General features: G+C 58.2%; 20 protein-coding genes and 1 pseudogene. 11 read left to right on the forward strand and 10 right to left on the reverse strand.

Annotation, left to right across the window (positions count from 1 at the left end):
* Window positions 1-2,306, reverse strand: a 2,306-nt coding sequence (locus FHW96_RS23865) for a LamG-like jellyroll fold domain-containing protein (RefSeq protein WP_172343076.1), incomplete at its 3' end; no start/stop codon positions are given.
* 336 nt (window positions 2,307-2,642) lie between these two features.
* Between FHW96_RS23865 and FHW96_RS26850 the strand changes: the two are divergent.
* The 6 genes and pseudogenes from FHW96_RS26850 to FHW96_RS23890 form a co-directional block, all read left to right on the forward strand.
* Window positions 2,643-2,942, forward strand: a pseudogene (locus FHW96_RS26850) (Plug domain-containing protein); the annotation flags it as partial.
* A gap of 312 nt (window positions 2,943-3,254) precedes the next feature.
* Window positions 3,255-5,243 carry a TonB-dependent receptor domain-containing protein gene (locus FHW96_RS23870; protein ID WP_253951213.1) on the forward strand — a complete coding sequence of 663 codons (1,989 nt, stop codon included), beginning with the start codon at window positions 3,255-3,257 and terminating at the stop codon, window positions 5,241-5,243.
* A 26-nt stretch (window positions 5,244-5,269) separates the two neighbouring features.
* Window positions 5,270-6,409 (forward strand): LacI family DNA-binding transcriptional regulator, encoded by a 1,140-nt coding sequence (locus FHW96_RS23875; protein WP_172343077.1) that lies wholly within the window; start codon window positions 5,270-5,272, stop codon window positions 6,407-6,409.
* Window positions 6,406-7,722: a sugar porter family MFS transporter gene (locus FHW96_RS23880; protein WP_172343078.1), complete on the forward strand. Its 1,317-nt coding sequence runs from the start codon at window positions 6,406-6,408 to the stop codon at window positions 7,720-7,722. The genes FHW96_RS23875 and FHW96_RS23880 overlap by 4 nt, the downstream gene beginning before the upstream one ends.
* Window positions 7,723-7,764: 42 nt before the next feature.
* On the forward strand, window positions 7,765-8,724 hold the full coding sequence (locus FHW96_RS23885) for an ROK family protein (protein ID WP_172343079.1): 960 nt from the start codon (window positions 7,765-7,767) through the stop codon (window positions 8,722-8,724).
* Complete coding sequence (locus tag FHW96_RS23890) at window positions 8,721-10,346, forward strand: glycoside hydrolase family 32 protein (RefSeq protein ID WP_172343080.1); 1,626 nt, start codon at window positions 8,721-8,723, stop codon at window positions 10,344-10,346. Before FHW96_RS23885 ends, FHW96_RS23890 begins: the two co-directional genes overlap by 4 nt.
* 365 nt (window positions 10,347-10,711) lie before the next feature.
* Here the strand turns inward: FHW96_RS23890 and FHW96_RS23895 are convergent, their stop codons facing one another.
* Window positions 10,712-13,393: a TonB-dependent receptor gene (locus FHW96_RS23895; RefSeq protein ID WP_253951214.1), complete on the reverse strand. Its 2,682-nt coding sequence runs from the start codon at window positions 13,391-13,393 to the stop codon at window positions 10,712-10,714.
* Window positions 13,394-13,747: 354 nt separating this feature from the next.
* Between FHW96_RS23895 and FHW96_RS23900 the strand changes: the two genes are divergently transcribed.
* The 3 genes from FHW96_RS23900 to FHW96_RS23910 are packed head-to-tail and all read left to right on the forward strand — an operon-like array spanning window position 13,748 to window position 17,585.
* Window positions 13,748-14,713, forward strand: coding sequence for a FecR family protein (locus FHW96_RS23900; RefSeq protein ID WP_371815800.1), 966 nt, complete (start codon window positions 13,748-13,750; stop codon window positions 14,711-14,713).
* A gap of 32 nt (window positions 14,714-14,745) precedes the next feature.
* A complete protein-coding gene (locus FHW96_RS23905; protein ID WP_172343082.1) occupies window positions 14,746-16,086 on the forward strand; it encodes an MFS transporter in 1,341 nt (446 codons plus the stop codon).
* Window positions 16,083-17,585 carry a CRTAC1 family protein gene (locus FHW96_RS23910; RefSeq protein ID WP_172343083.1) on the forward strand — a complete coding sequence of 501 codons (1,503 nt, stop codon included), beginning with the start codon at window positions 16,083-16,085 and terminating at the stop codon, window positions 17,583-17,585. Before FHW96_RS23905 ends, FHW96_RS23910 begins: the two co-directional genes overlap by 4 nt.
* Window positions 17,586-17,640: 55 nt before the next feature.
* On the opposite strand, the gene FHW96_RS23915 is transcribed toward FHW96_RS23910, so the two are convergent.
* Window positions 17,641-18,705 carry a FecR family protein gene (locus FHW96_RS23915; RefSeq protein WP_172343084.1) on the reverse strand — a complete coding sequence of 355 codons (1,065 nt, stop codon included), beginning with the start codon at window positions 18,703-18,705 and terminating at the stop codon, window positions 17,641-17,643.
* On the reverse strand, window positions 18,650-19,228 hold the full coding sequence (locus FHW96_RS23920; RefSeq protein ID WP_371815801.1) for an RNA polymerase sigma factor: 579 nt from the start codon (window positions 19,226-19,228) through the stop codon (window positions 18,650-18,652). Before FHW96_RS23920 ends, FHW96_RS23915 begins: the two co-directional genes overlap by 56 nt.
* Before the next feature lie 348 nt (window positions 19,229-19,576).
* Between FHW96_RS23920 and FHW96_RS23925 the strand changes: the two genes are divergently transcribed.
* Window positions 19,577-21,712 (forward strand): penicillin acylase family protein, encoded by a 2,136-nt coding sequence (locus FHW96_RS23925; protein ID WP_172343085.1) that lies wholly within the window; start codon window positions 19,577-19,579, stop codon window positions 21,710-21,712.
* Between the two features lie 16 nt (window positions 21,713-21,728).
* Here FHW96_RS23925 and FHW96_RS23930 read toward each other — a convergent pair whose 3' ends face one another.
* The 4 genes from FHW96_RS23930 to FHW96_RS23945 all read right to left on the reverse strand — a co-directional run bounded on the left by FHW96_RS23930 (window position 21,729) and on the right by FHW96_RS23945 (window position 23,903).
* On the reverse strand, window positions 21,729-22,100 hold the full coding sequence (locus FHW96_RS23930) for a hypothetical protein (RefSeq protein WP_172343075.1): 372 nt from the start codon (window positions 22,098-22,100) through the stop codon (window positions 21,729-21,731).
* A gap of 411 nt (window positions 22,101-22,511) precedes the next feature.
* Window positions 22,512-22,925 carry a glutathione S-transferase family protein gene (locus FHW96_RS23935; protein ID WP_216651040.1) on the reverse strand — a complete coding sequence of 138 codons (414 nt, stop codon included), beginning with the start codon at window positions 22,923-22,925 and terminating at the stop codon, window positions 22,512-22,514.
* A 286-nt stretch (window positions 22,926-23,211) separates the two neighbouring features.
* The gene (locus FHW96_RS26345) at window positions 23,212-23,607 is read right to left on the reverse strand and encodes a limonene-1,2-epoxide hydrolase family protein (RefSeq protein WP_253951215.1); all 396 of its coding nucleotides are present in this window, start codon (window positions 23,605-23,607) and stop codon (window positions 23,212-23,214) included.
* A gap of 47 nt (window positions 23,608-23,654) precedes the next feature.
* Window positions 23,655-23,903, reverse strand: a complete 249-nt coding sequence (locus tag FHW96_RS23945; RefSeq protein ID WP_216651042.1) for an SDR family oxidoreductase — start codon at window positions 23,901-23,903, stop codon at window positions 23,655-23,657.
* Window positions 23,904-23,940: 37 nt separating this feature from the next.
* Here FHW96_RS23945 and FHW96_RS23950 point away from each other — a divergent pair, with 37 nt between their 5' ends.
* Complete coding sequence (locus FHW96_RS23950; protein ID WP_371815802.1) at window positions 23,941-24,225, forward strand: helix-turn-helix transcriptional regulator; 285 nt, start codon at window positions 23,941-23,943, stop codon at window positions 24,223-24,225.
* A gap of 47 nt (window positions 24,226-24,272) precedes the next feature.
* On the opposite strand, the gene FHW96_RS23955 is transcribed toward FHW96_RS23950, so the two are convergent.
* Together FHW96_RS23955 and FHW96_RS23960 are read right to left on the reverse strand one after the other, a co-directional pair.
* The gene (locus FHW96_RS23955; protein ID WP_172343086.1) at window positions 24,273-24,563 is read right to left on the reverse strand and encodes a hypothetical protein; all 291 of its coding nucleotides are present in this window, start codon (window positions 24,561-24,563) and stop codon (window positions 24,273-24,275) included.
* Between the two features lie 16 nt (window positions 24,564-24,579).
* Complete coding sequence (locus FHW96_RS23960; protein ID WP_172343087.1) at window positions 24,580-25,998, reverse strand: MATE family efflux transporter; 1,419 nt, start codon at window positions 25,996-25,998, stop codon at window positions 24,580-24,582.
* Window positions 25,999-26,019: the final 21 nt, after the last annotated feature.

The raw sequence follows: 26,019 nt of genomic DNA on the forward strand, positions 1-26,019 counted from the left end.
GCATAATGCTGCATCCAGAGGCCGGACAGACGAGAGCACCTGACTACGTGCCAGATCTCATTTAACGCTTGCTTCTTTTGGGGCGTCCACAGACGCCATGCCTCCACCCGGGCATCCAGCGGCATCGTGGAAAGGATGCCAAAATGCGTGCTGTCGTCCTTGGTGGGATAGATCCGGAATGAGAAGGCGGCAGCATTGTTTATAAACACGTCGACGATGGAATGATCGATATAAACACGGAAATCGCGCGGCTTTCCAAAAGCAATTTCGTCATATGCTCCGCGCAGCAACCGGGGTCCCTCGCCGTCCTTGCTCAAGGAAGAATGCTCCTTGTCGAGCACGAACTCGTGGCTGTCGGCATCGTAATATAGTCTGGTCGTCTCAGCTCCGTCGGACGAGGCTGCCAAAGTCACACCATAATGCCCCGTCGACGGGGTCGACCCGAAATGCGCCTTTATTTCAACCATTCTTCCCAAATCGCCAGCAAGGCGCTCTCCCGATCCGCTCAGCCCGACATCGATAGCACTGGCCGCATCGCGCAGTTTTTCCAGAGCTGGCCATGGCGATTGCCCGAGCGTTTTCCCATCCTGCATCAAGCGCCACACCCGTGGCAGGCCAAAGCTGTGCGCCCAGCCAGCCCGTAATTGGGCTTCCGCAGTCCGGCGTTCATCCACGATCCCGACGCCGACAAGCCGCCCACCCGCATCACGCTCCACCGTTGGGCTGAGATGGCCGGGAAGCACGTCAAGCATCCTTGGCTGGAGGCTGTCGGGCTTGAAGGTCGCTCCATCCCATGTTCCGATCCAGTAAACGCCTCGGGTCGCGGGATTGCCATATTTGCTGACCTTACCGCCGATCGGATTTGCCTCTAGGATATATTTATCCTCGCTGATCCTGACAAAGACCGGCATTTCCCAGATTTCGGAGCCGACATCCATTTGTTCAAAGGGCGCCAATGGCAATTGCCGCTTCCAGCAACTGCGACTCGCGAGATTGGCACAACGATAATGGGCGAGCCCTCCGGACGAGCCAAGCGCGGCGCCAACGATCATATGCGCCTCGCCGCCCTCGAACCAGACATAGGGATCACGAAAATCCTTCACCCCCGTCCGATCAATGAGCGGGCCGGCCTTCCTCCAGTTGAGCAGGCCCGGATCATCGCTGATCGCCAGCGAAACGCCGGGATTATAAAAGCCGGGGCTATGGTTGACGCTGGTGTAGAAAGCGAAAGCAAGTCCACCCGGGCCTGTCACGACATCGCCGGACCAAATACCTTTCATGTCGAAGCCGAAATCATTTGTCTGCAGTTCCGGACGGAGGGCGATGGGTAGATCAGTCCAATTAACAAGATCGTCACTCTTCATGTGCCCCCAAGTCATGAGTGTCTTATAGGGGCCATTGGGGGTGCGTTGATAAAACATGTGCCAGGTCGATCCGCGCCGGATCAGACCATGCGGCTCGTTCGTCCAATTGGCAGGCGGAAGCGCATGGAATTGCGGGCGTTGCAGATCCGCGGCAAACCGCGATTGAGGAACCACGAGCGATCGGGAGGCCGGAGGGGGCGCGGCTGAACTGAAGTCCGCCAAAATGCTTTCGGCCGAAATTGCGCGGTTTAAGACCTGAACATCATCATAGGCCGCGTTCAACCCATTGATATTGAACACCCCCATGGGCGCCGAACGCCAACTATGCGCAATTTCAAAGGCAGTCGTCGATGGTTTGAAGGCGGCAGGACTTCCCTTTCTGGCCGACACCAATTGGCCGTCGAGATAAAGGCGGGCCTCTCCGGACGCAGGATCATAGCTGGCGACCACCTGCGCCCATTTGTTGAGAGGGAAGGTTTCTTTGGCCTGCAACCGAATGCTGCCACCATTGGTCGAAACTCTCACCCCCCAACGGCCGAACGCATCGACAGATATATCAAAACCCGATTCTCTGGTGGCTTGCTGGAGAAGCGATGCGGGAATGATACTGTCCGCCGGAGCTTCATAGGCCGAGGGATAGCTCTCCAGCGCAACCCATGCACGAGCACTGAATCCACGTGCAGGATTAAGCACAAGGGGCGCGGACACCCAGCTTGAAAAGCCATCGCTTCGCCAAGCCATGCCCGAAACACCCGGCACGAAATCCGGCTTCGGAAATTGGGTATGAAATTCCGGCTTGCCCCCATCCCCACCCTCAAACCGCCAGTCGATGGGAGGAGCATCGGCATCGCCACTCGTGGCAGCAGCCACATTGCTCGCTCCGCAAAGCAGGAGAATGAGCACCAGATGGCTCAGATTGCGCTTACGGAAACTGGCGCGCATAAATCTCTCCAATCATATTGAGGTCGCTTGATCACCCGCGTTGCCGGAGATGTGATCGACCCGCAGCGCAGCGTCAACAAAATTGTCGACGTCGACTTTTATAATTGACGACGTCGACAATTCTTCGTTAAGGAGCGATTGCACATTCACAAGCGGGTGTGCCAACCAAAGATTCTCGTGGGGAAACCGCGAAAGGGGGGATGAGTGAAGAGGACATTTAAAGCAGCATTGCATCTGCTTTCTACGACCGCATCGGCAGTGACGTTGTGCGCCCCGGCTACAGGCTATGCGACTGAGGTCAACGCTCCCACCACCGCTGAAATCATTGTCACCGGTGTGACTTCCAAGACCAAGAAAATCGAGTCAACCATCTCAACCAACACCATTACCGAGCAGGATCTCAAAATCCTGGCTGCCAATGGCGCTGCGCAATTGCTGGCCAATATTCCCGGCTTTCTGCCCGAAGGTGGCACCGCAGGCGAAACTCACAACAACGTGCAAGTGCGCGGTCTGCCTCAAGCCGGGGGTTTTCGCTATGTGCCCAATCTCATTGACGGGCTGCCCGCCTATGAAGAATCTGAAGCGCCGTTCATGAATAATGACGTTTTCGTCAAAAATGACATCATGACAACGCGCGTCGAAGCCACCAAAGGCGGCCCCGGAGGCATTCTTTATTCCAACGCTTTGGGCGCCGTCGTAAACTATATCACGCGCACCGGCACGCAGGATTTCGATATGGGCTACAAGCTTGAGCTTGGCAGCAACAACCGAATCCGCAATGATTTGTTCGTTTCGGGCCCCATCAACAAAAATCTGACCTTTGCGATCGGCGGCTTTTACCGTGCCTCCAACGGTCAACGTGATCCGGGGTTTACCGCCAACAAGGGCGGACAAATTCGCGGGAATCTGAAATTCACGAGCGATGATGAAACGCTCTCCGTCCTGCTGATGGCGCAGCATATAGACGACATCACCGCTTTCTATCAGGACGTTCCCTATGCAGTGGCCAAAGGCGCCACGCCCGGAACGACGGCAACCCCTTTCACCGTCGAGCCTGGTAAAGTCCAGAATCTGGGCCTGAACTTTGGCACAGGCACCCCGGTTTCAAACCAGACCAGCTTCTATCAATTATACGACGGCACAGGCAAACAGTTCAATCTGGACATAAAGGATGGCATCCATCCCAAGTTCAACATTTTCACCGCCAAAGTGGACAAGGAATTTGGCGGCGGCTGGAAGTTTGGTGCGAATGTGCGCTCCACCAGTGGGAGCAGCGGCTTCAGCGCCATGTTTCAGGACCCTCCGGTCGATACCGGCTTTCTCATCGGCGGCAATCCGGCCAATGCTGGCGACACGGGCTTTAACGGCTTGATTCGCAGCGCGCCTTATGCGGCTTTCTACTCCCGCGCGGTGGGCGTGAAAGGATATTACACCGATAGCGTTACGGGAACGGATTTGACCAAGGCGCAGGCCGCCCCTTCTGTTCTAGCGAACGATGTACCGGTGTTTGGCCGTGTGAACGCAACCACTTTCGTATCGGATCTCCGCCTGAGCAAGCGCCTCGATCTGGGCGCGACCAAACATGACATCACACTAGGACTGTATAACAGCAGCTACACCTATGATGTGACATCGGTGTTTGCCCGCGCCTATTCCAGCATCGAGCAGCGCAGCCGCAAAGTGGATTTCTACGCGGTGGATGCCGCCGGCCAACAGGTGGGCCCGTCGATCACCAAGGATAGCGTGGTCAACCCCGCTTTGTTTGGCCTTGGGGCCACTTCATCGCAATTGACCCGCGCGATCTATGCACTGGATCACGCCAGCCTTTTAGACGGCCGCCTGAACATCGATGTTGGCGCGCGCTATCAGGATTTGAAGGTCAACCGCGTTACCACCAATTCCTTCAACCCAGGCAATACCTGCGCCAATGTCACGTCCAACAATGCGACGGTTGGCTCCACCAATGACTCGCTGGCCTATAAATGCGTCAGTATCCCCAATGGCGCGCCACAGTATGACGCAACCAGATATCATGGTTTCGGCTTCTCGCTGGGCGCGAATTACCGCCTGTTTGGCGGGCCCGGCGGCGAAAGCGAAACAACCGTTTACGCCACCTTTGCAAAATCCTTCCGCCTGCCCGGTTTTGAGGATTATATCTTTGGCGGCCCCGCGACAAACGCTTCCACCGGCCAGATCGCCCAGGGCAATCTGGTGGAAAAAGTGCTGCAATATGAAGGCGGCATCCGCCATGTCGACCGTCAGTTCAACGTTTCGCTCTCGGGATTCATCATCGATTTCAAGGCGAAAGAGCAACTGGGCTCGACGCTGGTGGATCTTTCGGCCAATGCTGGCGGCGTGTCTTGCTCGGTGGTGCCAACGCCCAATAATTGCCCCGTGGTGCGCGACAGATATCGCACCAAGCTCAACAATAAGGGGCTGGAACTGGAGTTTGGCTATCGCCCCAGCTTTGTCCCGGGCCTGAACCTGCAAGGCAGCCTTGTGCTGCAAGACCCGAAGCTGAGCAATGACGCTCCCTATCGTGATGGCATCATCAACGGGCAATATCACTATGTTCAGCCGTCGACCTATACGCCAGGCCGCCAGCCAAAGATCGTCGCCAACTTCCGTCCGGTCTATGCCATTCCGCACACGCCGCTCACAGTGTTCGCGCAAGCCTATTACTACGGCAAGCGTTTTGCCGGGAACGATGATACGGCAATCTATGCTGCCTATACTCAGTTCAACGCAGGTGCCCTGCTCACGCTGAATAAGCATTTCGACGTACAGTTCAACGTCGATAATCTGAACAACGCCTCCTCTTTCACCGAGGGCGGCTCGATCAACGCAGGCACGGTGCTCAGCGACGGACGTTATGTCAGCGTGGCCCGCCCGCTGATCGGGCGTTCGTGGAAGTTCACTTTATCCTATCGATACTGAGACTTGCAGGGTTGGGCAAACGCACTTTGTCCAACCCGCTCTCATACGAAACGCCTATTCACCAATGCAGAGATGTCTTGCTTATGCAAAAAGTCCGCAATCTTAGGGAACTGGCCAATCTGGCAGGTGTGTCAGCCTCGACTGCGTCCCGTGCGTTGGCAAACTCTCCATTATTATCCGACGCCACCCGCGATAGGATCAAACGCCTGGCCAATGAGCACGCGTTTCATCCGAATGCGACGGCCCGTAATCTGCGCAATCGGCGCACTTCTCGCGTTGCAGTAGCAATTCCGCGCGACATGGAAGACGATCCATTTTTCAGCACCATGCTGGGTATGCTTGGCGATGGCCTGGCAGCCCGCGACCTTGACGTTCTTCTTGTTCGATTCGGCCGAAACCAGAGTGCATGGCTTGAAGCCTTCGCCGCTTCCGGTCGGGTGGATGGCATGATTCTGCTTGGTCAATCGGATAATTTTGATGCAATTGAACGCCTAGCTTCGCGCTACCATGCATTGGTAGTTTGGGGTGCGAATTTGGCTGGGCAGATACATTGTTCGGTCGGTACAGACAATTATCTGGGCGGCGCTTTGGCGGCACGTCATTTGCTTGATGTCGGGTGCCGTCGCATCGCATTTCTTGGTGATCCAACCGCCATCGAGATATTCCAGCGTCTGGCCGGAGCGCAGGAGACGATAGCGAAGTGCGGACTGGGCGAACCGATGCACGTCATCCCCTTTCCGCTTGGCGCGCCCTCGGCGCACCACGACATCGTATCCTATCTGAATAACTCGGCGAGCCGCCCTGACGGCATTTTCGCTGCCTCCGATCTTTTGGCGATGAATGCTCTGAAGGCTCTGTCGGACTGCTCAACGGCGGTTCCAGACGCTGTCAAGGTGGTGGGATTTGACGGGCTCGGCCTGACGGAAATAACCGTACCGACTCTAACCACAGTCTGTCAGGATTTGTCAGCAGGCGCAGAACTTCTGATCGATCAACTGGAGCAGCGCATCGCGGGCAAGCCCACACCTTGCATAATATTGCCGCCCCGCCTGCGGGTCAGGAGCTCGACGTGGTGCAGGACAGAGAAGCACGACACAACTCGCTGCATCAGTGCCCCGCCGGAAGAGCAATCCATAGAACAAGAACCCAAAAGGAGCAGCAAATGAATTCCAGCCTGAAAAGCGGCGTCTTCGTCGGAGGGCTGTCAGGCCTGCTATTTGGTTTTGATACAGCGGTCATCGCGGGCACGACACAGGGTCTGGCGCAGGCATTTCATTTGAGCCCGACTGTATTGGGACTGACGGTTTCGAGCGCGCTTTGGGGCACCCTGTTTGGTGCTTTTGCAGCAGGCATCCCGGGCGACAAATACGGAGCGCGCAATTGCCTGCGGATTATTGCAATCATGTATGTCATTTCAGGACTTGGGTGCCTTTTCGCGCCCAATCTTGCAACACTGATTGCAGCTAGGGTGCTTGCTGGATTGGCCGTTGGCGCATCCTCGGTGCTGGCGCCAACCTATCTGGCTGAAATTGCGCCAGCACGGCAACGCGGGGCAATGGTCGGTGTATTTCAGCTGAACATCGTGGCCGGCATTCTGGTTGCCTATCTCAGCAATTATCTGATCGGTCTGCTCAATCTAGGGGATCAGGAATGGCGCTGGAAATTCGGCGTAACCACTGTGCCCTCACTGCTCCTTGCTGCCATGCTCTGCACGATCCCCAACAGCCCACGCTGGTTGGCAATCAAGGGGCGCGTCAATGAAGCGGGCAAGGTTCTCGCCCGGCTTGGCCATGCCAACATCAGCGAAGAGCTTGAGAATTATGCTCGCCAGACCGCATCGAGCGCAGGTCAAAAGGCCAAGTTGTCTTGGCGATCGCAGGCCCGCCCGATCACTCTGGCGATTCTGCTTGCCATGTTCAACCAGTTGTCGGGGATCAATGCGATACTCTATTATCTCAACGATATCTTTGCCGCAGCCGGCTATGGCAAAGTTTCATCAGATCTTCAGTCGGTGATCATCGGGGCGACCAATCTGGCCTTCACTTTGCTGGCGCTTACCATCATTGACCGCATTGGCCGCAAGACACTTCTGCTGATCGGTTCTGTCGGGCTGACGGCAAGTCTGAGCGGGGTTGCCTATATCGAACTGAGCGACACACATCAGAGCTTGCTTTTGCCGATGCTGGTCCTGTTCATCGCTTCTTTCGCCTTTTCGCAGGGCGCGGTGATCTGGGTCTATATTTCGGAGATATTCCCCACGGAAGTGCGGGCACGCGGACAGGGCCTTGGCTCTTCCACCCATTGGCTAATGGACGCATTGATCGCCACAGCATTTCCCGTGATCGCTGCAACGTCCAAAGGTCTGCCCTTTGTCTTCTTTGCCTTGGCGATGGTCGCGCAATTCATCGTAGTTCTCAAATTCTTTCCTGAAACCAAGGGTATTGCCCTTGAAGACATGGAAAACGCGATCCGCCGCTAAGACCAAACATCACAATCCGATACCCCTGCTCGAGGATAAGACATGTATTTTGGCATCGAACTTGGCGGCACCAAAGTGGTAGTCGCGGCCGGGCTTTCGCCTGAAACTCTCTCGCCGCTTGTCCGCCTGCCCACAACTGATCCGCAAAACACCATTCCAGCGGTCATCGCAGCCTTGCGCGATCTCGAAGCAACTCATGGCCCTGGTCGAGCGCTGGGGATTGCCTCGTTTGGCCCGATACGGCTAGATCCGCGTGCGCGCGATTATGGCACGATCCTTGATACACCCAAGCTTGCATGGCGGGATTTCAACGTGCTGACTCCTTTGCGCGATGCTTTTCCTCATATGCCCATCGCGCTTGATACCGACGTTAACGCTGCGGCACTCGCCGAGGCGCGTTGGGGCGCAGGCAAAGGACAAGATATCTTTGCCTATGTTACCGTAGGCACAGGCGTTGGCGTTGGGCTATATGCCCATGGCCGCCCACTCCATGGCTTCTTACATCCAGAAGCCGGACATATGCTCATTCGACGTACCGCTTCAGAAGATATTTTTGCGGGCATATGCCCCTTTCATCGCGATTGTTTGGAAGGAATGATTTGCGGCCCCAGCGTCGAGCAGCGCCTTGGCGTCAAGGGCGAGGCTGTACCCGACGACCATTCGGTATGGGGCCAGATTGGTGGATACCTTGCCCAACTCTTCCATAATCTCACAGTTTTGACTGCGCCGCAAAAAATCATTGTGGGCGGCGGTGTTGGCCTGAAGCACAGCGTGCTCGACAGCGCCAGGGAAGCCTATATCGATCTTCTGGGCGGCTATTATCGCGACATTCCGGATCGTGCGGCTGCACAAAGACTGATCGTACCTGCAGCCCTTTCTGACCGCGCTGGCGTATTGGGCGCGATCGCGCTGGCTGTATCAAGCGACAGCAAGGACATTGAAGCCGATGCAACCCAGAAAGAGACTGGAACGCAGGCCGTGTTCGAAAGGCAAGATGGATGATCTTCTCTCCCGGCAAAGCAAGCATCCACCTCGCGGCAATTGCCCTGTCATCGGCCAGCAGCCTGCTGGCCGATCAACCTGCGGAAAAGCAGCCTGCTCCGGCGCAATCCGAACAATATCGCCCAGCCTATCATTTCACGCCTCAAGCGCATTGGATGAATGACCCAAATGGACTGATCTACGATAATGGCGTCTATCACCTCTTTTATCAGTACAATCCCGAGGCGTCCGTTTGGGGTCCGATGCACTGGGGTCATGCAACAAGCCAAGACCTCTTGCACTGGAAAGAACGCCCCATCGCTTTGGCCCCCGATGCACTGGGAACGATTTTCAGCGGCAGCGCGGTCTTGGATCGTGACAACACGAGTGGGTTGGGGAAGAACGGTCGCGCACCGATGGTGGCGATATTCACCTATCATCAGGAAGATGCCCTAAAGGCAGACCAGCCACCTCAGAGTCAGGGCCTTGCCTATAGCCTCGATGGGGGAGAAAACTGGATCAAATATGCTGGCAATCCGGTGCTTCGCCCCGACAATGGCCAAAAGGATTTCCGCGATCCAAAAGTGTTCTGGCACGCCCCCAGCCGTCGCTGGGTGATGGCGCTGGCGGTGGGCGATCACAGCGAGTTCTTCGGCTCGGCCGATTTGAAGCAATGGCGCCGGCTCAGCAGTTTTGGCGCTGGCCTTGGCCCGCACGGCGCAGTCTGGGAATGCCCTGACCTGCTGCCCTTACGCGTGGCAGGGACACATAAGACCAAGTGGGTGCTGATCCAGAGCTTCAATCCAGGAGGGCCTAACGGCGGCTCGGCCACTCAATATTTCGTTGGCGATTTTGACGGCAAGACCTTCAAGATGGATCCCGACTTTGCCCGAAAAATGCAAAGTTCGGGGCCGCGCTGGCTAGATTGGGGTCGGGACAATTACGCCGGCGTGACATGGTCTGGCCTCCAACGGCGCGATGGACGAGCGCTCCTCATCGGTTGGATGAACAATTGGGACTATGGCGAAAAAACGCCGACCAAAGCGTGGCGCAGCGCGATGACTTTGCCGCGCGAACTCAGCCTCCACCAAGAATCGGGTGGCGGCTATGCTCTTCATTCCCTGCCCGTGCGCGAGATCAAACGGCTCGAAGGTAAGGCGTTGACCTTCAACCCGCGAAAGCTCTCAAGCGAATACAAGCTGCCGCTGGCCAAGAGCATGATCTCGCAATCACGGCTCGATCTGGCCTTCGCCATCGAAACTGGCCATCCTAAGGTCGGCTTCGAAATGACAAACAGCCTAGGCGACAGCTATCGCTTCGGTTACGACAGTAGCGCCAAAACCTTTGTCAGCGATCGAATGGCGTCCGGGAATGTGGATTTTTCACCCAAATTCGCTTCAATCGACAAAGCGCCACGTTCTGCCCAAGGGAGGATTGTGCGCATGTCGTTCTATATCGACCACTCCAGCATAGAAGCATTTCTCGACCGGGGGGCCACTGTCATGACAACTGCGCTTTTCCCCCGCTTACCATACACGCACATAAATCTGTTCGTCGAGGGTGGACGAGCTCGGCTTGTTTCTGCACGCGTCTGGCCAGTGGGCAAGGTGACGAAACCAGACCTCATTGCCAAGAGGCTTTAAAACATCGATTAAGATTTTCCTGAAATGTGCCATGATGGCGCAGCGGATAATCTTAAAAACTTGCTCAACGAGAGATTTTTCAGAAATTACTTTAAGAATTATTGGAGTTAATTTTTATTTATTCTTTATAACAACGACGCCCCAATCAAAGAAACCTCTCAAAGGGGCAATTTCACAACCGGCTTCAGAGGCGGTGCATGAAAGCCGCTCACAAGGTTGGGAAGTTAGACCGGCGCCGGACTATTATCTCATCCGGAGATAGCGACCAGAAAACCGTCTTATTTCCTTGTCCAATTCCACCAATTCACGGCTCCCACGGTCTTCATCCCTCGTCGGGGCAGGCTGCCCTCCCCCGACGAAAGGGCTTAAAACTCCACGCCCACACGGGCATAATAGGACCCGCCGGTAAAACCGAAAGGCGAGGTTCCCGGATATTTCCCCTGTCCGAGCGTGGCGCTGACGGCCCCGTTCGCATCGGGGTAAATGTTGAAGATATTGTTGGCCCCCACAGCCAGACTTGCCCCGGCCATGAATTTCCAGCTCAACTCCACATCGGTGATCAACTTGGCGCCATAGTGCCGGTCATTGGCATAGACCGGCACACCATTCACCGTCGACGAGGCGTTCTGCAAAAGATCAAACGAACCATAGCGCACCAGACGCGAGCTGAGGGTGAAGTCCTTCCAGCTCGCCGTGTTGTTCAGGAAGGCTTTGGTCTTGGGCAGATTGGTGGTCAGATTGCTGCGCGAGGCACGGTCGAATAATTCGGTCGACAAGGCAGAAAGCTGAGATGGATTCGGGATGATATGGGTAATGGAGGTCTCGTTGTAATTGAAGCCAAAACTCCATTGCATTTTCAGCGTATCGAACAAAGTGTGGCGATAGCTTGCCACAACATCCACGCCCCGCGTCCGCGTATCAATCGCATTGGTGTAATATTGCGCGCTAAGCGCCGGAGAAAGACCGTTGGCGACAAGGATCGGGATAATGGTCGCCCCCGTCAACGTGCTGGTCACAACGATGCGGTCCTTGACTTCGATCTGATAGGCATCGACCGTGATGTTCAGCGCGCGCAATGGAGTGAGGACGAAACCGGCACTCAGATTGGTCGATTTCTCAGGCTTGAGCGGCGTTGCGCCCAGCGCAATGGCAGCCGCCGAATTGACCGGCAAGGTTTTGATCTGCAAGAGAACATTGTTCACGCCCAGCACCGTGCGGAACTGGTTGGTAGTCTGGGTATAGATCTGCTGGGCCACTGCGGGCGCGCGAAAACCGGTGTTGGCCGCCGCGCGAAAGGACAGCCAGGGCGTCGCTGCATAACGGCCATTCAGCTTCCAGATCAGCGTGTCGCCGCTGGCATCGTCATAATGCTCGAAACGCACAGCGCCGCCGATGGTGAGGTTGCGATTGGGATCATAGGCGGCATCGGCATAGACCGACACGTTGCTGCGCGCCATGAACGCGGCATCCTGAGGCTGAAACCCGGCGGAGCTTTGCGCGCCGGGTGTGCGAACGCTGGTGCCAACCGTGGTGAATGCGCCCGCAGCATAGCTGGCCGGATCGCCAGAGGATGTGCGGTAGGTTTCACGGCGGAACTGCGTCCCGGCGGACACCTGCAGCTTGCCCGCGCCCACATCATAGGCGCGCGTCAGATCCAGCGAACTGGTGAACTCGTTCGACTTGAGCGTGCCGATGTAAAAACTGGTCGGGCTGGCCGCCCCCAGCGTTGGGTTGATGGTGCCTTCCGAAGTCTGGCGGGCCCGGTTGCTGCCATAGGTAGCCGACAAATCCCAGTTCCAGCCCGCCAATTTGCCCCGCAGGCCCAAAGCGCCCTCGTAATCTTCTTCATCGACCTTCACATGCGGGCGATAGCCATCGGGATAGATGGCCGCGATATTGTTGATATCATTGGGATAGCGATAGGAATACCACAGGTCAGAATGTCGCTGGCTATAGGTGCCGAAGGAATATACCTCGATATTGCCTAGATCATAGGAGGCATTGTAGGAAGTGTTGATGCTCTTTTGCGGCATGACGCCGTAGCTAATCGTGACCAACCGGTTGGCCGTGGCATCGCGCGGGTCCAGCACGCCACCCACCACAGGATACAAGCAGGTCGTCTGGGTCGTCAGCGTACAGGGCGCAATGGGATCGGCCCGGTTCGACATCAACTGCTTCTTGGCGCTGACCGAGAGGTTGAGGAAGCCGCGCTGGCCCAGCTTGAACCCGGCATTGGCCTCGGCGCGAAAGATTTCACCGTCGCTGCGGTCCATGTTCTGGCCTGCGGTAAAGGCGGCGCTGCCCCCGCTGCTCTTCTTTTTCAGGATGATGTTGATGACACCGGCAATGGCGTCCGAGCCATATTGCGCGGCGGCGCCATCGCGCAAAACCTCGATGTGATCCACCGCCGAGGTCGGGATCATATCCAGATCGGCCGGGACCGAGCCATTATAAAGCGTTGAAACGGCGTTGATCAGCGAGGTCTTATGGCGACGTTTGCCATTGACCAAGATCAGCGTCTGATCGGGATTGAGTCCGCGCAAGCCCCCAGTGGCGATAATAGTCGAGGTGGCGCCCCCTGCCCGCGCGGGCAGGTTGAAGGATGGCACCAGCGTGTTGAGTGCGGCAAAGATCCCCGCCTTGCCCGTCTTTTCCAGCTCTGCGCCGCTGATGACATCAATCGGCGTCGGGCTGTCGACCACCGTGCGCGGTTGCCCCAGCGATCCGGTAACGATGATCGCGGTGCCCGTATCGCCGTCATCAGCCTGCGGTGTGGCCGAACTCGGTTGCTCTATGGCCTGTCCAGCAAAAGAGAGCGCGATGGCGTTGGACGAGGTGTGGTTGATCCTCAGCCCGGTGCCCGCGATGAGTTGGGAAAGCGCCGCTTCAGGCGTCATGCTGCCGCTGACCGATTGGGCGCGCAGCCCGGCGACCTGATCGTAGGGGAACAGGATCTGGAGCCCCGATTGTCTGGCGAACAGCGCCAGCGCGCTCTGCACAGGCTGAGCCGGAATGCGGAACTGGGTGACGGCGGCATCCTTTGCCATGCTCGGCGAAGCCATGGCCAAAGTCGGCATGGACAAGGCAAGCGCGGATGCCGCGCGCAAAAAAGCGTATTGTTTGAAAGTAACCATGACCGTTCTTGACCCCCCGGCGTTTGTACTGGGTACATGGGGCAGAAACGGAGAGAGTTTTGTTTTCTGCCATTCGCCCTGCATATTTTCTGTCATAATTTTATCGCCGATAATTTTGCGGTCTCTTCGCCGACTTGGGCACTGCACCGAAAAAGGCAGATTTTTCGTCCCGATAACAGAAGAGTACACCCCATCCGTTTACCCCTCAGACAAGCACCCGGCGCGGGCCTCTGTAGAGATTGCTTAACATGAGGATTTCCGGGCGTGGTGAGCAACAGCAACAAGGCACAGGATCGCGCAGCGCAGCGAAAGGCGCTCGAAGCAGAGGCGGCGCGGCGCTTTTTGAAAGCGCAGGCGGGCAACGGCGCGCAGGATTGGGACGAGGCGATGGCCTGGGTCGCCCTGCGCCCCGAACACGGGGTTGCCTTTGCCAAGGTTGAGGCGGGCTGGGAGTTCGCTGAAGGACTCCGCTCAAAACCGCCCCCTTGGATCGGCGAGCGCGCCGACCGGCGGATCGCCCTCTCGTTGATCGCCGCCACCATCATCGGCATGATCTGGACCATCACCCTGCAATTGCATGGCTCGGTTGATCGCTATCATACTGCGTTGGGCGAGGATCGTTCGGTCAGGCTGGCGGATGGCTCGCTCATCCATCTCAACACGGCCACGTCCGTCGAGGTGGCGCTGCGCGAGGATGGTCGCCACCTGCATCTCTTACGAGGCGAAGCGCGCTTTGACGTGGCCCATGACGCCCGGCGCCCCTTCCTTGTCACCATCGGCAGCGCCACCGTGCGCGCCGTGGGCACGGCGTTCAACCTCAGGCTGCGTTCCGACAAGACCGAACTGACGGTGATCGAAGGCACCGTTGCGGTCCGGGATAACGGATCGCTGCCGCGCCGCGTGGCCGCGGGCAATGGGGCGGCCATTCGCGGCGGGACGGTTGCCGTCACTGCCCTCAGACCTGCCAGCATTCAACAGCGCATGGCATGGGAGCGCGGCCGGATAGAACTGGAGGGCGAGACGCTGGCGCAGGCGGTGGAAGATATGAACCGCTACCGCGCGCATCCGCTCATTCTGGGGGATACCAAACTGGCAGCCCTGCGGGTCGGAGGGTCCTTTCACATCCGACAGTCCGATGATTTCGTGAGGGCTTTGAGCGCCAGCTTCGGCATTCGCTCCATCAAAGGCCGGGATGCGGCCATTATATTGATGCCTCCCGAAAACGATGAGTAACAGATCGGGCGCGGACATCCGTTTTGACGGCCATGAACCTGCAAACCGATTCCCGCACCTTCCCTGCCCATGCCGGACACCCCACGCAAAAATCGCGCCTGTGGTCGATCTTTGGCGGATCGATGGGTAATCTGGTCGAATGGTACGATTGGTATGTCTATTCGGCCTTCACCTTGTATTTTGCACCCGTCTTCTTCCCCAGCGACGACAGCACGGCGCAATTGCTCAACGCCGCCGCGATCTTTGCGGTGGGATTCCTGATGCGGCCATTGGGTGCATGGCTGATGGGCATGTATGCCGACCGCAAGGGACGCAAAGCCGGGCTTACCCTGTCGGTTGTGCTGATGGGCGGCGGGTCGATGATGGTGGCGATCATTCCCGGCTATGCGACAATCGGTGTGGCCTCGCCATTGCTGCTGCTCTTCGCGCGGCTGTTGCAGGGCCTGAGCGTGGGCGGCGAATATGGCGCCAGCGCCACCTATCTGTCCGAAATGGCGGCCAGCAAGCGGCGCGGATTTTTCTCCAGCTTTCAATATGTCACGCTGATCGCGGGGCAGTTGCTGGCGCTATGTGTGCTGCTGCTGTTGCAAAAAGTGCTGAGCGAAGCGCAGTTGGAGCAATGGGGCTGGCGCATTCCCTTTGCGGTGGGCGGCATCATGGCGGTCAGCGTATTCTACCTACGGCGGGGCCTGCGCGAAACCGAGGCCTTCACCGATGCGCAGGCCGATCACAAGGCGCCCAAATCCACTGGCCTCGCGCTGTTCCGCGATCACCCGCGCGAAGTGTTCACGGTGATGGCGCTGACCGCAGGGGGCACTTTGGCCTTCTATGCCTACAGCACCTATATGCAGAAGTTCCTTGTCAACAGCGCCGGTTTCGGGCGTCAGACGGCCACCGGCATCATGGCCTCGGCCCTGTTCATCTACATGCTGCTTCAGCCTGTCGCGGGGGCCTTGTCGGACCGGATCGGGCGCAAGCCTCTGTTGGTGAGCTTTGGCCTTGGCGGCGTGCTGTTTACCACCGCCATCTTCACCCGGCTGGAAACGGTGACATCCTCGTTTGCCGCATTCCTGCTGGTGTTGGGCGCGCTGATTATCGTCACCGGCTACACCTCGATCAATGCCGTGGTGAAGGCTGAATTGTTCCCCGCCCATATCCGCACGCTGGGCGTCGCCCTGCCCTATGCGCTGGCCAACACGCTGTTTGGCGGCACGGCGGAATATGTCGCCCTCTGGCTCAAACAGGCGGGCATGGAGAACGGCTTCTATTGGTACGTCACCGCGATGATCGGCGTTTCGCTGGTGGTCTATCTGCGCCTGCCCGACACAAGAACCCATAATCAGATGCCCGCCGATGAGGAGAGACTGTCATGAGTTTGAAGAAATACATTCTGCCCTTGCTGCTCGCCTCGTCCGGCAGCGCGGCCATCGCGCAGGCCCCTGCCGCCCTGCCGTTTGAGGAGGTGCAAAAGGAGGTGTTCGGCGTTGAACCGGGCAAGAACAGCATGTCGAACAGCTGGGCCGATTTCGACCATGACGGCCATCTGGACTTCGCCGTCTCATTGAAGAATGGTGAGGTCCGCCTTTACCATTATGAACATGGCAAGTTCGTCAATGTCGGCCCGGCAATGGGCCTGCCGCAAAAGGGCAGCTATGAAATCCGCGGAGTGAGTTGGGGCGATTATGATGGCGACGGCTGGGCCGATCTGCTGCTTGGCCCCACCGATCCCAAGGAACTGACCAAAATCCTGCACAATGATCAGGGCAAAGGCTTTACCGAAGTGTCGGCAAAGCTCGGCCTGACCATTCCGGGCCGCTCCGCGCGCCAGTCGAGTTGGGTCGATTATGACAATGACGGTCGGCTGGACCTGTTTGCATCGGATCGCGTCGGCAAGAACCGCCTGTTTCACAACGATGGCGGCTCTTTCCATCAGGTCTTTGCCGATGGTCCGCTGACCACGTTCAAATCCACCGTTGGCGCGTGCTGGCTGGATTATGACAAGGATGGCGACCTCGACCTGTTCCTTGCCAACCAGTCGGGCCAGACGGACTCGCTGCTGCGCAATGACGGCAAGGCGGGCTTTGTCGATGTGGCGCCTGCACTGGGCATGAACTCGCCGGGGCGGCCCAAGGAAGAAGGCGGCGTGGGATGCGCGGTGGGCGATTATGACAATGACGGCAATCTCGACATTTTCGAGCCGATCTATGGCAAGAACAAGCTGTGGCACAACAATGGCGACGGCACCTTCACCGATGTCGCCGAAAAAATGGGCGTGGCCACCGATCACCACTCGGTCGGCGCATCATGGGGCGATTATGACAATGACGGGATGCTCGATCTCTTCGTGACCACTTATGTGGGCGCGCCGGGTCAACAGGAACCCAAGGACGAATTGTTCCACAACGAAGGCGCCAAGGGCTTTGTCGATGTGCTGCTGAATGGCGGGCCGCTCAATCAGGCGGATCACGGTGTGCAATGGGTCGACTATGACAAGGACGGCGGGCTGGACCTGTCGATCACCGACAATTATGGCCCTACCGGCGGCCACCCGCTGTTCCACAACACCCTGCCCGCCGCGCAAAAGCGCAGCCTGAGCGTGTTGGTGACCGATGCCAAAGGTCATCTGACCAAGGCCGGTTCGGAGGTGCGCCTCTACGACAAGCAGGGCAAGATCCTCGCCACACGGCAGGTATCGACAGGCGATGGCTACAACAGCCAGAACGCCGGTCCAGTCACCTTCGGGCTGACCAGCATGGCACCGGTCAAGGTCGAAGTCACGTTTATGAGCAATCATGGGCGCAAGGTGCAGACGATCACCAAGATCGACCCCACGCTCTATCGCGGAAAATCGCTGGTCGTGGCGGAAAAATAAGTGTCGCGCGCGGTCTGCCCCAACCGGGCAGGCCGCCGTCATCAAATCACTGGCATCAAATCGCCGAATTGCCCGGTTTGTTTACGTCCTCGGGCCGGTCGGCGCCGGGCAACAGGATCACCGCCCCATCATTGCCCTCCATCACCCTAATGCCGAAGGACTGTTTCAACGCATCGACAAAATCGGCCGAATTGTTGGCGGCAAACATGCCGCCCATGCGCAGGCCATATAGGTCGGGATCGCCGATGACCAAGGGCTTGGTACGATAGCGGTTGAACTCATCCACCGCCTGAGCAAGTGTTGCGCCATCAAGCTGGATCTTACCCTCCTGCCATGCGGTGCGCCGCTCCAGATCGACACGGGCCAGCTTGATCATTGACACCGTGGTCGCTCGGATCATCGCCGATGTGCCCGCAGGCACCGTGGCCGCAGGCGCACCATCGCCCATAATCGCCGCCTGCCCCTCGATCACGGTCAATTCGGTAAAATCCTTGCGCAGGCGCAGGTTGAACACCGTGTTGAGAGCCTGCACAGCGCCATCGCGCGCCGTCACCAAAAACGGTCGAGCCGGGTCATGCGCGACATCAAACCGCGCCTCGCCTTTCAGGAAATGAACCGTGCGCCGGTCCGCTTGCATACTGACATCCATCATGGTGTCGGTGTTGAGCCGCACCTGACTGCCATCGGCCAGATGGATCAGCCGCTCTTCGCCCACCTTCGTACTATAGCGCTGCGCCGTGCCCATACGCCACAGCACCACCGATGCGGCAACCGCCAGCCCGGAACCTGCCGCCAAGGCCCCGAAGGCGCGGCGAGACAGACGATGCGCCGGTTTTGTTTCGTCATCGACATCATCAACGGCTGCGCCCGGCCCATCGGCCAGCAAATCTTCCTGCGAAGCGCGCAGCGCCTCGGTCATGTCCCAACTGGCCTCGACCTTGGCAAAGGCTACGCCGTGGGCGGGGGACAATTCGATCCAGCGAGAGACCTGCTCCCACGCTTCTGCAGAGCCGCCATCGCATCCGCTGCCCCGCGCCAGATGGAACAGACGCGCCGCTTCCTCCTCAATCGCGTGCCTTTGCTGGCTGGACGATACCGGGAGCGCGGTCGGGGTTGTCAAACTGTGCATCCTCGAATTGGCCAAGGGCCTGCATGACTTTCAATGTCGCTCTGGCAATGTGCTTGTCGATTGTGAAGACGGATAATCCCATCTCCTCTGCTATTTCTTTCACCGGCCTATCATGAACGCGCCGCAAGATGAAGGCTCGGCGGCATTGCGACGGCAATGTTTCGACAATCGCTTCAACCCGCCGCAATTGGTCGCGGGCCTGCAGCATACGTTCAGCCGACATCGTGTCGGCCACCAGATCCAGATCGGCGATTTCCTCCAAAACGACAATTTTTGCCCGCCGGGCCTCGTCGATCAACAGATTGCGCGCGATCTGGAACAAATAGGAGCGCCCCGCCGTGATCCGCTCGAAACTGGCGGTCGCGTAGGCTCTGGTCAATACCTCGGCAACAACATCGTCGACGTCGTCATGCTGGCGCATCACGCGACGCATTCGTCCGCGCAAGGCTCCTTCGTGGGGAAGGATTACCGCCTTGAACCAGTCAAGCCTTAATCGGACAGGATCCTTGGCCACGCTTTGCTCCCCTTGCGAATCCAGCTTCCGCAGAACGAATTCTGCGATCTTCCATCAAGAAGCGTGGCGGTGCCATACGTCAAACGAACCGGATACCGAGATTTTCTCATAAGTTCACAACTGGCACTGGCAGAGTTTGCGATGCCATCCGTTTCTGCCAGACAGACCATTCCAATTCGGGGAACCCCATGCCGGGAAACGTTGTGATCGCTTCACGATATCACTATGGATTGGGCAAGTTTCAGCCATTTGTATGGCCGCTGTTTCGACAGGCGGGCAATATGTTTCGACAGGCGCCTATGGCTTCACAGGCGGCTATTACCATGTTCGTGCAAGGGTGAATTTCTGATGACGCGAAACCTTATCACCATTGCCCTGCTGGGCACTGCCGCCCTCACCTTGGGCGCGGCCTCCTCTGCCAGAGCGCCTGTCAAACATGTGCCGACCGCAGCATCCGCCACGCCTCAGGCCGGCGCGGAAATTCTCTGGGACAGTTTTGGCGTCCCCCACATTTATGCCAAAACCGAAGCGGGCGGTTTCTATGGCTTTGGTTATGCGCAGGCGCAGGCGCATGGCGATATCCTGCTGCACATGCTGGGCGAGGCGCGCGGCCGCGCGGCAGAATATTGGGGCGACAAATTCGCCAAGCAGGACCGCTGGCTGATCGCCAATGGCGTCCCGGAACGCTCGGCCCAGTGGTTTGCGCAGCAGACGCCACAGATGCGCGCCGATCTGGACGCCTTTGCCGCCGGGATCAACGCCTATGCCAAGGCCAATCCGGGCAAACTTGCCCCCGAGGTGCTTCAGGTGCTGCCCATCAGGGGCGTGGACATCATGGCCCATGCGCATCGCCTGATGAACTATGTCTATATCGCCTCGGATCAACGCGTGCTGGTGGATGCGGCCACCAATAACGCGGGCGGATCGAACGCCTGGGCGGTGGCGCCTTCGCGCTCGGCCAGCGGAAATGCGATGCTGCTGGCCAATCCGCATCTGCCATGGGCGCCCAGCATCCTGACCTATTTCGAGGCGCAGATCACCGCGCCCGGCCTCTCGCTCTATGGCGCCACGCAGGTTGGGCTGCCGGTGCTGCGTTTTGGGTTCAACAACAATCTGGGCTTCACCAACACCGTCAACACCATTCAGGGCTATACCTCGTATAAGCTGACACTGGCCGAGGGCGGCTATGTGTTCGACGGTAAGACCCTGCCCTTCACCACCGCGCAGAAAAGTTTCAAGGTGCGCCAGAGCGACGGCAGCCTGAAGACCGAAACCTTCACCCAGCGCTATGCCGTGCAAGGCCCGGTGTTCGACCTGCCCGGCGGCAAGGATACGGTTGCGCTGAAAGTGGCGGGGCTGGACCGCCCCGGCGTGCTGCAACAATATCTCGACATGGGCAAAGCGCAGGATTGGGCCCATTTCGAAAAGGCGCTCAAGACCCTGCAGGTGCCGATGTTCAACATCGTCTATGCCGACCGAGCCGGGCATATCCTCTATCTGGACAATGGCATCCTGCCTGTTCACAAACAGGGCGGCAGCTATGCCGACTGGGTCAAGCCCGTGGCGGGCGACACGTCCTCGACCCTGTGGAAGGATGTGCACAGCTATGATGACCTGCCCAAGGTTCTCGATCCCGCCAGCGGCTTTGTGCAAAACGCCAATGATCCGCCATGGCTGGCTACCTATCCGCGCGTGCTCGATCCCAAAAAATGGCCCTCCTATGTCTCGACCATAGGACCGATGAGCCAGCGCGCGCAAATGTCGGTCAAGCTTTTGAACGAAACACCCAAGCTCAGCTTCGACGATTTCGTCGCGCGCAAGCTGACGACCCGCGCGCTCATGGCCGACCGCATGTTGCCCGAACTGCTGGCTGCGGGCAAGGACAGCACCGATCCCGACATTCAGGCCGCTGTGGCCGTGCTTTCGGCGTGGGACCATCAGGACAATGCCGATAGCCGCGGCGCCCTGCTGTTTGAAACATGGGCGCTGCTCTTCTCGCCGGGCAATTTCACCAGTCAGGCCAATTATGCAGTGAAATGGACGCTAGACGATCCGCTTGAAACCCCGCGCGGGCTGAAAGATCCCGCCGCCGCCGTGGCCATGCTCAAGCAAGCCGTGGCCAAGACCAAACAGCTCTATGGCGCCATCGACCGGCCCTTCGGCGATGTCTCGCGCTTCCACATCGGCGGCGTAAACCTGCCGGGCAATGGCGGCTTTGGCAACACAGGCGTCTTCCGCACCATCACATGGGGGCCGATGAAGGATGGCGAGCGCACACCTCAGCACGGTGAAACATGGGTTTCGATGATCGAATTTTCCACCCCGATGAAGGCGGTCGGCATGATGAGCTATGGCAATTCCAGCCAGCCCGGATCGCCCCATAATGCCGACCAGCTTAAGTTTTTGAACGCCAAGACCTTCAGAACGCTGTGGATCGAGCGCAAGGATGTCGAGGCGCATCTGGAAGCGACCACCAAATTCTAAGCTCAACTTTGTACGCTTACGCCGCGAAGCATAGCGCCTGCACCATTCGCAAGACGCGAGTTGCCGGAATAAATTGTGGTTTCTGGTTTGGCGGGGAGTGCTGATTGATGTCGCCGAGCCAGATTTTGTGGCGAACGGCGCCGATGGCGCCAGTGAAGGTTAGGATGAAAAAGCCAATCGCAGTGTCGTAGGCAGGTACTAAGACAGAGCCGCTGACCACCTGTACCTGCTGGTAACCGAAGCGGCGATCGCACACCTCAAGCCAACCGACACAGGTAAAGATTTCCGGGGCGCCTACTGGCCACACCGGCGGGAATGGGAATACACTCGGAATCAGACTATTTCCGCCGGCTGTCAGTTCCAGAAAATCTGCCACGATTTCTGACATGATTTTTCTTGGGTTCATTACTGGATGAACGTAAGATCCAGAAATCAAAAGTTTTTTTAGCTCTCGGCCAAGCTGAAACGGAGGCCTCCGGGTGGGTATCAAATAGGGGTACCTCGATGTGGAGGTTTGAATCCTCCCACCCCAGCCAATTCATGAAAACAACACAAAATCAAAATATTAAGTACAAAAGGGCGACCGATGTGTGACTGGTCTGTGTGACTGACTGGGGCCTTTTCCACAGCTAAACTTACACCCCCTCGCCTTCACCGCTGATCGAATCTGAACTGTGGTGTGGTGGCCAAGTCATTAGACTTGCCAGTTGAAAGCGGTCCTTCTTTCACATTGCACTTAAGGCGCCGCATCTCCGGCAAACTTGGGGTGGTTCAGAGTCTGGCGGCTCCTTGATCGGCTTCAGTCTGCGAGGAGTGCCTGATGGTGACGGAGGTGCTGCAGGAAACGCTCGGCAAAGTCACCTGCCACGGCGGCAATGACGCTCTCTCGTGCAGCCAGCGCCGCCCGCCACGCCGTAACGCGAGGGCGGTTCTCGAAGATCGGCTGCGACACCATCGGGTCGAGTATGTCGAAATAGCGTAAGAGAGGCGCGAAAACCGCATCGACCATGCCAAAGTCGGCACCGCTGAAATAAGGTCCATCGGTGAGCACCGCTTCCAATCGCATGAGCTTGTCCCGGAACGCGGCCTGCTTTGCATTTGCGGTGGCGTAATCGGAGGCGTTGAGGAACTGCCAGGCATCGGTGAGGGTCGCTGTGCCGAACTCGATCCAACCCCGTTGCCAGGCGCGGATCAGAGCATCGTCGGAGTACAATCTGGGGCCCCTTTGAGTTTCTTCAAGATACTCGCAGATGACCATGCTTTCAAATAGGACGGTGTCCGTTGCGCGAATGGACAAAGGGGATGGCTAATGAGGGTGAGGCTATTTTCAGGCATGAAGATCTCGTGAGGTAGCGGCAAGGAATAGGCGATGGGGGCCTTGCCAAACCGAAATCGCCGGATAGACGCGATGCCCAACAGATCATTGATATTTTGATATTTTCTTTGCAAAATTGACGTCGAAATAGGCCCCCACGCCCCGATACACTCCCCCCTCCACTTCAAATATGCCCATCAGTTCGCTGCGGCGACCTCGCTGCCATCAGCGCGAACAAAGCGGAGCACTCGCTCGGTGAGCACGCGATTTCCGTCCGCTGCGATAGCCAGTATGTCAAAATGGACGGCTGCGATCTGGCGGGCCGGTCGATGAATGCTATCGCTTCCTCGACGCCAGTGGTGGTCGATACGCCTTCGTTGACCCAGACCGTCTTGGGGATAAACCATCGCCGGATTGCAGCCTTTCCATGATCCTCGGGAAAGGCCGCGCTGAAGGCCGTGACCGTTTCGATGGGTGTTGGCATGTTATCACCTCTTGCCTTGCTGGACAGGTCGCATGTCTGGGACCATGCAGGCGTGGAAAACATGACGGCGGCCATGGCCAGAAGCGCGTATTTCATCTGAGAAATCCCTCGGCAGGGTTGCGATGAAAAGCCCATGCTTGGGCCTACAGCAGTTGCCCGCCCGAAATGTCGAAGGTCGTGCCGGTCGCCCAGCCCATCTCGTCAGACAGGATGGCGACAACGGCCCCGCCGACATCGTCCGGCAGGCCCACGCGACCAAGCGCGATGCCCTGCGCGACATAGGCGTTCACATCGCCATTGTCGCGAACCACGCCGCCGGCAAAATCGGTCGCAATGGCGCCGGGCGCAATCGCATTCACCCGGATCCGGCGCGCGCCAAGTTCAACCGCCATATAGCGGGTCAGGGACAATCAAAACGCGCGCCTGCGCATCGAGGCGCTCTGCGATGCCAGCGGCATGAGCCGTGCCAGCCTGCATCGCCATTTTCTGGCAATGACCGGCCTCAGCCCGCTCCAGTATCAGAAACAGCTCCGGTTGCAGGAGGCGCGACAGTTGCTGCTCGCTGGCGACCATAGCGCTTCGGATGTAGCCTTCGCGGTCGGCTATGAGAGCACCTCACAATTCAGCCGCGAATATCTCCGGCAATTCGGCGCGCCACCAGCGCGCGACATTCGTCAGATTAGGCTCGCGATCGCCAGTTCGGCACTGCGCTGAGCATGCCCGGGCGCGCATATGAGTTTACTCCCCACGAACAGGGATGCTCAATGCTTTCCACCGATAGAGGCGGCGATCACCGACTGCATATCGACAGGCTTCGCGCTCTGCTCACCCGCGATCGGATAGGTGACGTTGCGACCGGCAATTCGGTCCGCGATTTCCATCTGAGGATCGGATGGCCCGCGGGCCTCATCGCGATTTTCCTCGCGGACCGCTTTGGTCAGCGACCTTCCCGTGATCGCGTCAATTGCAACCTGCTGAATATCGGGCGCGGGTTCGCGAAGGGAATTCTTTTGAACGGCGCCTGCCATCAAGGCCAAAAGCATCATCAGCATATTTTCGCTCCTTGGATTATCGGACTGGGTGATTGGGAAGCATCCAGATATGGCCCCGGTGAGTTGCCCACAGACAGATCAGCGCGGCGGCGAACTGGCTGGATGCAACGATGGCCGAAAGCGTGGACAGTCCCGCGCTCCAGCCATTTGCGGCGAGCAATCCAAACCCGGCGGCAATGACAAGGCGGACTGTTCCGGCAAAGGTGGTCCAGCCGGGGCGCCCTGTCCCTTGCGACACAAAACTCAATATGAAAGCAACGGCCATGGCCGGATAAGAAAGACCGGCAAAGCGAAGGTAGGTCGAACCGGCCTGCAACACATCACCATCATGGCTGAAAATTCCCAGCCACAGGCGGGGCCATATAGCAACCACCAGTCCCACGCAGCCGGTAAATGCTGCGCCGATGATGGCGCCCGTGGTCCCGATGCGCCTGACGCGTGCAAAATCGCCCGTCCCTGTGTTGGTGCCCACCATGGTCAGCAAGGCGCTGCCCAGTCCAAATAGGACGGGGATAAACAGGTAATCGAGCCTTGCGCCTATGCCGTAACCACCCAATGCCGCTTTACCAAATCTGTCGACAAGGCCGGTCACGATGATGACGGTAAGATTGATCTGCACCACCGCCACAGAGGAGAACAGCCCGACACCCAGAACGTCGCGAAACAGCGGCCAGCGCAAAGGACGCAGTGTCAGCCTCAGACCAGCCGTCGATTTCAGCAAATATCGGATCAGGACCATGCCCGCAGCGGCATAGTAAAGAGTGACCGCCAACCCTGCCCCCGCGATACCAAGCCCCGGCAACGGCCCCAGCCCAAAGATCAGGAACGGAGAAAGCGGGACAAGAGTGAAAACGCCGAAAAGCGATACAAGTGCCGGCACCTTGACATTGCCCGCCCCGCGCAAAGCCGCCGAGCACAGGTTGACGACCCAGATGGGAACGGCGCTGAGCGAGAGCCAGCGCGAATAGGTGATCGCCTGTATCAGCGCACCTTGCCGAACGCCAAGAGCCTGAAAAAGCATGGGACCGAAAATCCAGATGCATCCCATAAACAGCAAGCCCAGCAAGGCGCCCAGCGCAATCCCATGCAGAACATGATCGTCAGCATCATCAAGGCGGTGCGAACCGATGGCCCGCGCAACGGCCGAAGCGACCCCGCCCCCGATGCCGCCTGCCGACATCATGGTCATCAGCATCCAGACCGGAAATACAACCGATACACCAACCAGCGCATCAGTCCCCAACCGGGAAACGTAATAGGTTTCGGCAACGCCGACGAGGGTCTGGGCAACCAGCACCGCGACAGTTGGCAACGCGAGCCGGAGGATGGTTGCCAGCACCGGCCCATGCAGGATGGCTTGCTGAACCGCCGCCTTGCGATCATCCTGCTCTGAGCGCTCTTCTCTGGCTTGTTGTGGCAAACGGGCCATGCTCATCGGGCAATCCTACCTGCTTTC

It is taken from the genome of Novosphingobium sp. SG751A (assembly GCF_013149295.1).
Lineage (GTDB): Bacteria > Pseudomonadota > Alphaproteobacteria > Sphingomonadales > Sphingomonadaceae > Novosphingobium.